Genomic DNA, 13,213 nt, shown 5'->3' on the forward strand with positions numbered 1-13,213 from the left:
ATGTCGGGTGCGGTGGAGGCCGCGACCGTTGTGGAAACAGCGGGCCTGGAATTCGCCGGCATGCTGGACGATTTCATCGGGGAGTTCAACAGCTGGAGCGGCCTGAGCATCCCGCAGGTAGCGACTCCCGGCATGAAGCTGCTGGTCGGAGAGATTCCCAAGACACCGCTCGAGCCACTCATGGCCGCAGCTCGTCACTATATGGACGAGGCAACACGCATCAACGATCTCGTAACGAGCGCAGTTGATGCTGCTCGTGGTGTCCAGGCGATGTGGATGGGCGACGGCGGGCCCGTGGTGTTCGCCAGCAAGATGGCCGAGTTCGCCCTAGCGGCCGGGAGTATCGTCCGAGCCCTCCTCGAGGTTGCCCGTGTTGTGATGCAAATGGCTGTCAATGCAGCGAAGGGTGTTGGGCAGTCCGCCGCGCAAATATTCGCCTTGCTGACGGAACTCTTTTTCGCCGTGGTTGCCATTCTCGTGAATCCCGCACAGATACTCGTCGCCTTGGGTAAAATGGGAATGAGGTACGCAACTCTCAAGGCGCTTATGGCAGCGATCGCCGCCGCGATTCGCAGTCTCCGGGCACGGACGGCTATCAAGCAGTTTTCACACACTCCTGGTGTTCTGGGCGCGACCGCCCGCGCCGGGGGTACGCGGGGCAGCCTCGCCGGCTCCGCGATGTTCGCCCAAGACCTGGTCGGCACCGTAGCCCACGTGGCGGCCGCGGCCGCCGGCCGTGTGGTGCGAGGGGGAGCCGCCGCTACCGGCCGAATGTTCAACCCGATGAACTACCTGCCGAACGCGCTCGCCCGGCACGCGTGGTCGGCGGGTGCGCAACGAAGCCTCGCCGCGGCAGCCCGCGCCGCAGGCCACAGCCCGCTGCTCATCAGGCAGCTGATGACGCCTGCGGTACGACGGGCGCTGACCAGCCCTACAGCGGCGAACCTGGCACGGGTCGCGCCCGCAGCCCGGCCGTTCGTCCAGAACATGGCGACGCACCAGGTCTCCACCTGGAGCACCCTGGGCGGGCGGATGGCCGGCTTCGGCCTTGCCAGTGCCGGATTCGGGGTCGGCATCTATGGGGGCGGCGCGATGATAAGCGACGCCTTACTGAAGGAACTCGGCATTTCCGGCTCCACCTTCTCCTGGGGGGACGCGGGAAGGGCCGGCATGAACGGTTTCCTCGGCGGCGCACCGCTGGGGGCGGCACGAGGGCTTACTTGGCCAGTTATGGGGGCCGCGGGTGGTGCTCTTGCCTACAGCGCCGACCAGGGTCTCGCACACGTGGCAAACACGGAAGGGTCTGCTGCCGTTGCGGGGCGCCCTGGTCGCGGCACGGTCGAGACCGAGGGGTTCAGCAAGCAGGGCTTGATCAAGAGCATGGCGGAAGGGGCTGCGGGGGCCTTCTGGGAAGCTGGGGTCGCGCGGCACGGTGGCGACCTCTTCGACAATGTGCGGAACTTGTCGTACAGCATAAATGCGACTTCCGGCCTGTTGGGTCCCGTCGAGGTCATGTCGGCGAGTGGGATCGGCTTGGCGGCCATCGGTCCCGTCCCACCTGCCGCCGCCTCGCACGCCGCAGCTGCCTTCGCCGGGGGAGCGGGTGCGTCCTCCCCGGCGCACGCTGCCGCGCCCGCCGCTGCGAGTGGAACAGCCGCGCCAAAGACTGGTGGGGGTGCATCGGGATCGTCTGTGTCCGCCGGACACGAGCGTGCGACGGCGCCCGGCAGTGAGCAGTCCGGAAAGGAACACGCGGCGGCGGATTCGCGGACCGGCACCTCCGACGCGCCGAGTAGCGCGCCGAAGCCAGGAGTGATCCAGTCTCCGGCGGAGGGGACGACGCAGGAGGGGACACCTGCACGCCAGCCGGATGGGGCCGTGGTGCAGAACCCGCGAGCCGATGCGGAAACCTCGGCCACGAGCGCGGATTCGAATGACGGTGGGCCACCTACCGGCCCGGACGCAACTCCGGTGACCGGCGCCGTGGACGATGCGAAGGTCGCGTCCGAGCAGAGTGCTCAGGACGCGACGACGGAACAACCGGACGGGGTGGTCGGCTCCGAAGCGGAAGCGGTTCGTGAGCCCTCGTCGGTTCCCCTTGCCGACGAGTCCTCACGACGGACCGAGAATGGTCCTTCGCCGGAATCGTCGGAGTCCTCGGAGACGGCGACGCGGGAGCAGGTGTCGGATGCTGCGTCCACATCAGAGCAGTCCACACCGGACACCCACGCTCCGGCCGACTCGGCAGCGGCATCCGACAGCGGCGAAGGGCAAGGCCCACCTGCTCGCCTGGTCGAGTCCACAGATCAATCGGCAGCGCAAACGGACGCCGACACCGACAAGTCCGATGCCGATCGGCCCGGCAGCGTCGCCACCGACGCCGTTGCGCGGCAACAGGAGGAGACCCGGCCGGAGGAAACACAGCCGTCGGCGGACTCATCCTCGTCCGAGGCCGGCTCCACTGCGACCACGTCGAATGCCGCGATAACCGAGAGTTCCGTCTATGCCGTGCTCTCCAAGCTCGCGGGCAGAGGAAAGGAGGTGCTCGCGGAGCTGCTCGGGGGGAACCCGCTCGAGGTCGTCACGGTCGAGACGATCACTCAGATCGACAACCAAGGCAACCAGCATACGTACCTGAACTGGACCTACAGCGACGGCGCACAGCAGTACGGCCGAATCATCCTGGATCCGAACCGCGGCCCGCAGGACGCCGTAGCGACACCAGGGGAGTTCGAGATGACTCCCGCCGGACCGATCCAGTCGACTCCCACCACGATCACGATCGGGACGAAAGGTCGCCCGGCCGACATCGTAGGCATTGTCGAGGACGTCGCGAAGGACCTCTTCACCGCGTGGGCCAAGGCGAAAATGGCGGCACCGCAGCCGACCAGCCAGATGGTCGGTGAAACTCGTGTTGCCGGCGCACGGGAAGGTGACGTCTGGCAGGTGCTGCCCAGGCTGATCGAGGTTCACGACGCCAGTGGTGAACCTTCGCATATCGCCAATCCCGAAGGGCACATCGGGCGCGTGCTGTCGGGAATGTATTCGGAGGGGCAGAGTGACACGGCGTCCGATGCGATTCTCCCGCAGTGGGTTTCCGAAGCGGACGGTATAGCGGTTTTCGTTGATCCGGAGGGAACCAGGCTTCCGGTCAAAATCATCGCAAGTGCCGACGTGTCCCCGGGAAAGGTTCGTGTCCTGGCGGCCGACTATCACGTCGATGATTCGGGCGTTCTGCGCATGAGACGTCCGCACCAGCTCGAAGTCTCGACGCAATCTGTCAGCGACTCCCCCCAGCAGGATCTGCGGGGAGGCATCGAAGCCGGTGTCCGGGCACTGCGGGAAGGTGTCCCAGGGCGCGGAGATTCCACAATGGAATTGGTTCGCCTCCGGCACAATGCCCTTGACACGGCGAATCGGTCAACCGAGAACCCACCCCCGGAATTCGTCAAGATCCGCAATGAGACCACCGGCCAGGCCGAGACGATGGCGCAGGCCTTCCGGGACTGGCTGGACGGCAAGGTCGCTCGACCGGAGCCGGGTGCCATGTTCGGTCCGCAGGGGTCGGTCGCGGTCACCCCCGGAAACGGGGACGTTTTCACGCTGCACACGTCGCGAGCCGTCGCGGATGTCCGGGTTGTCTTCGACAACGAGATGCCCGCCGGAAAAGTCGAGCTGACCAAGCAAGGTGAGTTGCTGGAGGTTCGTGTTTCCGGACAGGGCCCCGAGAGTGCTGGTGCGATGCGGTTGTGGAACACGGCCGTCGGGCGCCGGGCGCTGGAGATGGCGGGTCGGGCCGCTGATGATATGGGGCTGCTCTCCACCGGAGAGTTGCGTGTCCAGGCCGATCCAGGTGCGCGTGATCTGCTGAACTCGGTCCGCAAGGTCAAGGGTGCGGCGCTCACCCCGGATGTACTGGACTCCGTTGCCGCCCAGCCGGACATGAAGGAGCCGGCACGGTACTCGGCGCGGCTGCCGTTCGAGAAGACTTTCGTCTCGGATACGCAAACGGTGTTGCGGGCACTGGCAGGGCGTGGATACCAGGTCGACTCGGCGATCAATGGCTGGGCCGCGTTCGGTGATCCCGGTTTCGTGGTTCGACTGCGTGGACCCGACGGTGAGACTGTCCTGCTTCGATTCGAGACGCCGAGCGCCAGCGCGGCACGCGACGTCACCGCGCGACTGCACCAGGCAGAGATCGACAGCCCGGCGAACACACAGCGACAGTCGGCGCTGGCTCGTCGGGAAGAAGAGATCCTGTCCGCCGTGCGAACACCGGACGGCGTCGACGGTATCCGGCTGCCCAAGCACGTCGACCACCGGGACGCACAGCATCGCGCTGACCGATGGGAGCAGGGCCACCAGGAGTCGCCGACCACACCTCGTCCGACGGTCACCGACCCTACGGCGGCCCTGTCTGCCCCCGACGCCGAACTGGCCGCGTCCGAATCCGAGACCAGCGCGTCCGCTGCTGACGAGGTGGATACTTCCACCGCCAGTACGGTCGGCGAATCGCACTCCGCCGGCCCGGACGGTGCGGCTGCCGTGAACGAGAAGAGTGTTCCGCGCTCGGACGACGTCGGGGTCACCCGCTGGTTGCGGAGGGCGATTCATCGAGGCGAACTCGTGCCGCCCAACGAGATGTCGCCAGCAGACTTCGTCGAGAGCGTTCAGCAGGTGGCGCGGGACGCGTTCGACAGCCCGGCGTCGGAGACCGTGGCGCGGTACAAGGATCGGTTTCTGGTGCGGGGGCAGATCCTGGACGGGCAGGGCAACGCTGTCACGGTGACGTTGGACGTCTGGACGAGTGGCAAGATCCGGGATCTCTGGGTCGGCGACGGCGAGGGACCGGGCTGGCCCGCTGAACATCCGGGCACGGATTCCGAAGTGGTCGCCGGTAATACGGGCGACGTGGTGCCCGACGGAGTGACCTCGAGGCTGGAATGGTCCTGGAACGGCGAAACCCGCCGATGGGATCTGACCGAGGTGGTTCAGGACCAGAACGGCCGCGAACTGCACTTCGATCTGCTGCCCGGCGTATCGGCGGGCGGGGCGCTCCCGGTGCGGTTCGGGCCGCGCTCCGATGGTGGCTGGGACGTTTACGAGGAGCGGCCCGGCGAACGAGGCGGACCGCCACGGTGGGAGCTGGTCACGTCGATCCCGGCCGAGCTTCGTCAGTACCTGCAGGAGAATCCCGTCTCACGGGCGACCGAGATGCCTGTTCCGAGGCCGGATGGAACGATCGCCGCGGCGCGGGGAATCTGGGTCGATGTTTCGCGATCGGGAACTCCGGACTTCGTGCCGCTGCCGCACCACACTTCGGGAGTGCCCGGAGCGCCACGGGTCGTCGGGGCCGCTGACGCGGCGGCCGCGGCACGCGAGGAGCGAACGGCACCCTCGTCGTCGGCTACCGATGCGAGCGTCTCCCGCACCGTCGGGTCCCGTGGCGGTCAGGAAAAGTCCGCAGCTCCCGCCACAGATCCGCCTACCGAACCTGACGGCATGGATGGGCTGCCCGCGCGCGAGGACGTCCGATTCACCTGGGATTTGTGGACGAAGCTGCGTGACGGATCCGTGCGGATTCCGGACGGCATGTCACTGGCCGATTTCCGTGCGGCCGTTCAACGAGTGGCGCGGGACGTCGTGGACAATCCGACGGAGGCGACAGCAACCCGGCACAGCGGTCGTTACCAGGACTGGTGGTTCCTGCGCGGCGTCGTGCACCACGACGGGGTCCCGATCAGGGTGACTGTTGAGATGTGGTCGAACGGCAAGATCAACCGCGTACTCGTACAGAATCCCGACGCCATTCCGGGCCTCTCCAGCAGGCCGCAGTCATCGGATTCGGGTGGTGTGAACGATGCGGCGGCGTCGATGGACTCCTGGATCGCGGCCCACGGCGGTGACAGCGGGCGCGACTCCCCTGCTCCGGTGTCGGTGTTACCCGGTAAGAGCTCCTCCGGCTCGGCGCCCGTTCCGGAAGGTTCGGCCGCGACGGAGGCACCCCCGTCTCGTGGAAGCCCGGTGACCGACGTTCCTGCCAGGGACGGAACGGCCACAGCGACGGCTGAACCCGACGACGGAATGTCCTTGGACGAGTTTCTCTCGGACAACTTCAGCAACACCGGGCAGAACCTTCCCGTTCCCGCCGACGGTTCCTCGGGTTCGGCGGAGAACGTGCACAGGGGTGATTCGTCAGAGATCACCGATGACACGGGTTCCGCTGACGGAGTGCCGGGCACGTCACTCGTCGAGGGGGCAACTCCTTCGAGTGGCCGACCGCAGTCCGAAGATTCCGGCGCCGCTGTCTCGGATATCGAGATCAAGCACCGTATTCACGGAGCACTTCCGCCGGACGACGAAGACGACATCAGCACTGACGAACCGGTTCGGCCGAAGGCGGATGTCGATCCGTCGTCCGAACCGCTGGTCGTACCTACCAGTGGCCTTGCTTGGGTCTGGAACGTGGACACCGGCCTGTTCGACCTGTGGAGCGACGGGGAAGTGCTTCATCGAGGTGTTTCGTCTGACAGTGCCTCATGGGGTTTCGAACACGCCAACCTGCCGCGACCGGACGGCTCGATCGAGCTTCATGTTCGCGGGAGGTGGGTGGACGTCTCCGCTGTCGGTTCGGTCTTCGTGCCGGTGCCGAACGAGGCCGTTGTGGTGCCGGGCACCCCCGAGGTCGTGGGTATGGAGGAGTTCTGGCGAGCCGACGCGAAGTCGGAACAGCTGAGCAGCCGGGCGAGCGCCGGTGAACCGCTGACGCCGGAAAGGAAGGCCGAGATCGCGGCGTCAGCGGCGCGGGCCCGCGCCGCCGGAGCCGTACCCGGACTCTCGTCCGCCACATCGACGTCCGATGTACGGCGGTACCAAGAGGGTGAATCGCTGCGAGTCGGCGACATCTGGCAGAGCGAGGAGTACCGGGAGTCGCGCCCGGACATGCCGAACGCCGAGAGCATCGCGATCCAGCCCGACGAGCGGCAGCCCCTGCTCGACCGGTGGCGAGAGGAAATCGGGAACGACAGCGCCCTAGCCGAATGGTCGGACGCGGACATCCTCGCGGCCGTCGAAGGTGTCGCCAGGGCGGCCGCCACCACGCCCGATAGTCAGAACGCCTTGCCCATCGCGGGTCGCTGGCTGCTGACCGGTGTGCATCAACAGCAGGACGAAGAGTTCGAGATCGCCGTCGAGGTGTTGCCGACCGGGCGGGTGATCGCCTTCCGACAGGGAGGCGCAGCCGCGGCCACCAGCTCGTCGGCGGGTGTCGCACTCGCCATCGACTACGACCTCGCCGCGCTGCAGGGCCACCGTGGTGGGGCGCCGGACGAGCAGGCAGACGAGCAGCCGAGCGATGTAGTCGGCGTCTCCGTGACCGCCCGCAACCAGCCGGTCATCGTCACCTACGCCGACGGATCCACGCGTGAGGAGATTTATCAGGTCGACCCCGACCTGAACGACGAGTTTCGCATCATTGCGGGCGAATACAAGTTCACCAGCGCCGGCTGGACCCAGTTGACACCCGACACGATCGTCTTGCCGGCCGGAGGGTGGCCGGACGATCCCCGGCAGCTGGTCGGGGCGGTCCGGGCAACACTGGCTCGTGCGCGCGCTCAGGCATGGGAACTACGGCCAGGACCGGTGAACGCCGCGAGCATGCCGGTCGAGAGCGGCCGCGTTCGCGGGGAGGAAGCGTCGCAGCAGGGTGACGTCTGGCGGGCGCTTCCCGGGGCATTCCGGGTCTACGAAGCAACCGGGAAGGCGCAGCAGGAGAGCCCGATCCCCGGCGTGCTGTCCACCGACGCGGACATATTGGCCCACGCACTGGCGGGCGTACACGACGGCCGGCCCAACGGTGGTGTCGTCGGCGTGAGTGGGGCGACGGGCGAGAGGAGGCTGCTGCACCGTGCGGACGGCTCGACGGAAGCCGTTGAGGTGGATTTCGGCGCCCCATCCGGCACGGTCGTGGTCGAGCCGGGGCAGTGGATGTACGACGGGACGAGCTGGCGACAGGCCAAGGTGTCCCGGATCTTGTTGTCCCGTCCGGGACCCGTCTTGCTCGGCAACCGGTGGGAGCAGATCAACAACCTGCTCGACACCGCGCTGCGCGAGCTGAGCCGGAGCGGACCCGGTGGGCAGCGAGTTCACCGCGGTCACAACGTCGTTGACCTCTTCCAGGCGCAACAGCAGCAACCGGTCACCGTGACCATGGCGGAGGCGACGGAGTCTCCACCGCCCGAGCTGCGAGACGGCCCGCCCGAGCTGACCGCGCACGACGGCGGGGGTGTGACCCTGCACTTCGACGGCACCGACGTGTATACGCTCTTCGACTTCCAGGACGGCGAGACCACCGGCGCCGTCGACGAGGAGGCACAACCCTCGGTCACGATCACTCCGCCCGTGCTGCGGGAAACCGATGGGGACATCTGGGTGATGCGCCCCGCCGTCGCCGAACTGCGAGGAGTGCCGCGCGAGGATCGCGATTGGGACCATCCGTTGATCCGTGCGGTCCTGCACCACCTCCGCGAGACGCTGACCCCGCTGGGGCCGCTCAACAACGACGCGGTGCGGATGGCGATGGACCCCGCTGCCCGGCCGCTGCACCAGGTGGCTCTCGACTCGGCGGCATACCTGCTGCCGGACGGTGCGGTCGGCACCGCCGATGCCGACGACGGTGCGGCCCGGTACCTGATCCGCCTACCGGGCGGGCGGGCCTTCCTGGACGAAGCGCAGGAGGTGCTCCAGCGACTGCGCGACAGCGGGTACGACCCGGAAGCCGAGTTTATCGATCCGGGCTGGAACGCCGGTGTGGCGACAAGGTGGCGTGAGCGAGGCAGCGGCAGGCAGGTCGTGGTCGTGCTGGGGACCGGTGAGGCGTCGGTGGCTCGCGGCGAGGCCGCGGATCTGTTGCGCCGTGAGTCCGAAGCCACTGATCCGGACCTCCGGGAGCGGCTGCGCGATGAACGCTCGGAGATCTTGTCCGCGGTGCCCGAGCCGGATGGTTTGAGCCGGCTGAACGTCCCCGACGAGAGTCCGAATGGCGGCCCGCCAACGTTGGAGCTGGAAGTGCTGCTCCGTAACGCCGTCGAGGGCGGTGCGGATACCACAGGCCTTCCTGATGCCGTTGTCCACGAGGCCGCTCGCGCCCTCGACGGCCGGGCGAGAGCCGGGATGCTCGTCCGGCTGCGTTCGGCTGGGGAAGGTGTGCTGTTCGGCGAGTCGATCGGGGCTGCCGCCGGTGTCGAGCGGCTAGTCGTCGATGTATGGGACGACATCGGCACGGCAGCACAGCGAGCCACCAGCGCCGGCGAGCGAGACGCGGTGGGCGCCGCATATGAGGCAGCAGGCCAGGCCTGGGAAATCGCCGCAGGGATTCAGCAGCGGAGCGAGGAACTGCGACAGGCCCGTCGCGCGGCTCATGTCTCCGCTCTGCGCACCCGCGATCTGAAGGCGAGGGAGCGAGCCGAGGACTCGGCCGCGTCGGCATTCACGCGCTGGATACAAATGGCCGATCGCGCCGGGGACATGCTCGAACAGGCCCGGGTGGTACGGCAGTTCGTGCGGGCGACCGGCGTCGACCCCGGCCCGTTGCCGCTTGCCAACACGCTGGGCCGCGGTCCCACACCTGAGCAGCTGGCCCGGGATGTCGCGGCACGGTTGGGCCTCCGTGTCGAGCTGACCATTGTGGACGAGGACGATGAGTTCACGTACTGGTTCGACTCCACAGGAAAACCCGTTGACCTGCCGTCGAACGCTGCTGTTTTCGATGACCTGGACGAGGATGAGGCCGCGGACCGAGCGGTCGAGACCGCGCCGATCACCGAGACAGAGCTCGCCGATGCTCCGCCGCTGCAGTGGCGCAGCTCCCGGCATGGGGCGGGCTGGGACCTGTACCGTGTGCTGCCCGATTCGGCCGAACTGGAGCTCGTGCGCTCCGGGGTGTCCGAGACGATCGAACAGGACACGCTCTTCCGCCGGCTGCCCGATGGGACCGTCGTCGCGGGTGTCGAAGTGGAGTTTTCGCAACTCGGTGACTCCACACGACGTTTCGTTCCACTTCCCGGTTCCGGATTCACCCCGGACTGGGTGCCGATCCTGACCAGCGGACCGACCACCACGGCAGGCGAAACCACGACAGCGCCGGACAACGCCGTAGGTGTCGCCGCACTCGTCGGTGAGTACGTGGACTGGCTGACGAGTCCCGGCGCGGTCCCGTTGTTCGGCCTTACCCCTCCGCCGGGAGCGGATGCTGTTTCCCCCTCGGACGGTGCCGCGCAGGTCTTGCTCGGCGCGATGCCGGTCAGTGTGCAGGACGGGGTGGTGGCCGATACAGGACATGGTCTCGTGCGCCGGCAGTTCGGTGGCGTGTCGGTGGACACGTACTACGTGGTGCAGCAGAGTTTGCGGTACCGGCAGCAGCGGGTCACGCCTCCGCGTTTCGAGGTGGTGGACGGCAGGATCCAGCAGCTCACCCCGGCGGTGATCGAAGTATCCGCCGAAGGTGCGGACAACTCGGTCGCGCAGCGAGTTGCCACGTTCGGGGCGCTGAGTGAGGCAGAAGAACTGCTTCGGCGGGATATCGCGGACTGGCAGCAGTTGGCCGAACTGCTCGCCCAGGTCGAGGCCACACCGGACACCGGAGCGTTGCGCGACGCCGTGTACGGGGTGCGTGGTGCGATGGTGCTGCCGCAGGCACTCGGCGCGGACAACGACTTCCCCGCACTACCGAGGTACTCGGCGGTGCTGTCTTCGGGCCAGCGCTTCGCGTCCGAGGCACAGAACGTGATCGATCGTCTGATCGCGCGAGGCTATCGGCCGGTGGGAGATGTCATCAACGGCTGGGAAAACGGTGAGACCGGCCTGGCGACCAGTTGGCGGGCCCCCGGTACAGGCGATTATCTAGTACTGTCGCTGGACACTGCGGAGTCCGCCGTCGTCCGCAGCGAGCTCGCGGAATGGGACCGGCAGGCGGCCGATGTCACCGATCCGGATGTGCTCACCGCGCTCAGCGACCAACGACGGAAAATCCTCCACGCGGCGCCCGCACCGGAGGCGGCGGAGCAGGTGCGTTTTCCCCCGGCTCAGCACAGGTCCTCGCGAGTACGCGACGGCGGAGGCCCGGTCTCCGAGGATACGGAGAACTCGACGCGTAACGTGCTGCCCAAAATTGGCGAACAGGTTGTCGCCCGCTACACCGATGGCTTCTGGGGTGGCGGTTCCGGTGCCCGTCCGAATTCTGATGCCGAGGAAGGCGATGCCAATCTCGCTCGCCGGTTGTCGCGGGCGATCAAGGGCCGGTTAGGCGACGCGACGGTCGACGTGCACACCGAGCAGCCAGGCGTGCTACGGGTAAATGTCGCCCGTGGCGGCAGCGGACGAGTTCACTCGGTGTTGGTCGTAAACCGAAGCGTTGTGAGTGATGACCGGAACGCGTGGGACCACGTGGAGTACCGGGCCACTCGCGGCCCTGGCGCCGGTATAGCCGTATTGGAACTGCCCGACGCGACCCCGGAGAACATCGCGGCGGTCGCGAGCAAAGTCATGAGGTCCGTTCAGCCCGATCTGCTTCAGCCTGCCGACGACCAATACGTTCCATCGCGCCACTCCGACGAGGGAAATGCGACGTCGGTTGCGGGATCATCGGCAAATACAAAGAAGTATGGTCCATTTCACTGGCTGGCGGGTCCGGATTACTCTGCGAAGAGGGTGCGGCAGATTCAACAGTCGCAGATCATCAAAGGTAGAGGTTCGGCTGAGCTTTTCACATTGTCCTCGATATGGGCATACGCTGGAGGTTTGCCCGAAGGTGGGGTCGGCGGCGAGTTCTTCACGGACTCCGCGCCTAACGGCGAGACGGAAGACGGTGTCGTTGAGTGGGCTTCGGACAATATTTCCCCCGTCGAGATCCAAATTGCCGTCACCAAGGAAAATCAGGCTGACGGAGGAGTTGACATAGAGGGGCGGCCTCAACTACTCGATGAGGCTGTAACAGCTCCTAGATACCAAACTAAATCGCTGACCGAGGACGCTGTTCAGGACTTCGATGAAGAAGTAAAAGTTTTCAATGCCGCAGAGTTGGAAGAACTTCGACTTAGGATTGGATCAGACGGACTACTTTACGATTCTGGTGGTCATCTTTACGACACTCGGCTATCTGATATCCGAGGTGATGCTGGTGGCGAGGCGATATTCGTCATGGACGACACTGGCAACGTATACGCTTCAACTCAGCTTAGTGATGGCGATCAGGAAATTGGCCATGAAAGTTTTCTTGCGGGCGGGGACGTGGCGGCTGCCGGACATCTCTACGTCGTGCAAGGTGTACTCAAGGTCGCCACCAATACCAGCGGCCACTACAAGCCGTCCCACTATTTCACCCAGCAGTTCATCGAGCGCCTTCGGGACGGCGGCGTTCGCGTGGTCGGTGTCAAGCTCGTCAAATCGTCGGGACGGACCGAAGTCAACTCGTACGTCACGGATCGGCCGTTCGACGATGTGCCGGAGACAGTCGGCAGTGAGGCTTCGGTCGCGAGCGTCGACAAGCCTCCTGCTGCGTTGCCAGCTAACAGTATATCTACTGAACAGCAACGAGAGGTTGAGTCGTCCTCGAGCGTGAAGCCAGAGCACACGCGTGGTGAAGTACCGTCGGAACACCGGTTGCCGGGTGAGTTGGGGCGGCCGGAAACAGATTCGGAGATCGGCCAATCCCGACGGCGGCCCCCGAGGGTGCCGGGGCTCGAGCGACCATGGTTCGACGAGCGTGGCCGGAGACATGGCGGCTTCGGGGTGGAGTATCTCGACGGGGACGGGCACACCAACCCCCGGCGGGAGCCCGGAGAGGGCAGCACTCCGAGCCTCTTCCAGGCCATCGAGAACGACGTCAAGACGGCGCTCGCGGACGACCCGGACCTTCAGGTCGCCATTCACGAACACTCCGATGGCGAGGCGGAGCTGGAGATTCGCTATCACGACGCTCGCTATCTCGTGCTGGCGTTGCGAAGTGACTTCCACGTCGATCTCTACGAGTACAACTCACGCATGGGCCCGATGGGACTCGGCATGGGTATGCGGGATCCTCGCCACGCCGGCAGTAGCAGCGACGGCAGGTACGCGGCGCCCTTCCCGGAGGCGGCGACGGACGCCGAGGCTGCGGCACTGGTGGCCGAGCACGTTCGGGACTTCATCGGGAAGACCGCGGCACCGCAGTCGACCC

General features: G+C 66.4%; 1 protein-coding gene (cut by a window edge). It reads left to right on the forward strand.

Annotated elements, in window-relative coordinates; translation table 11 throughout:
- On the forward strand, positions 1-13,213 hold the beginning of the coding sequence (locus BM199_RS17775) for a scabin-related ADP-ribosyltransferase (protein WP_091674378.1). Its footprint extends 42,980 nt past the window's final position; only the first 13,213 of its 56,193 coding nucleotides appear in the window; its start codon is at positions 1-3; its stop codon lies beyond the right edge, outside the window.

This window comes from Amycolatopsis marina (assembly GCF_900111885.1).
Classification (GTDB): domain Bacteria; phylum Actinomycetota; class Actinomycetes; order Mycobacteriales; family Pseudonocardiaceae; genus Amycolatopsis; species Amycolatopsis marina.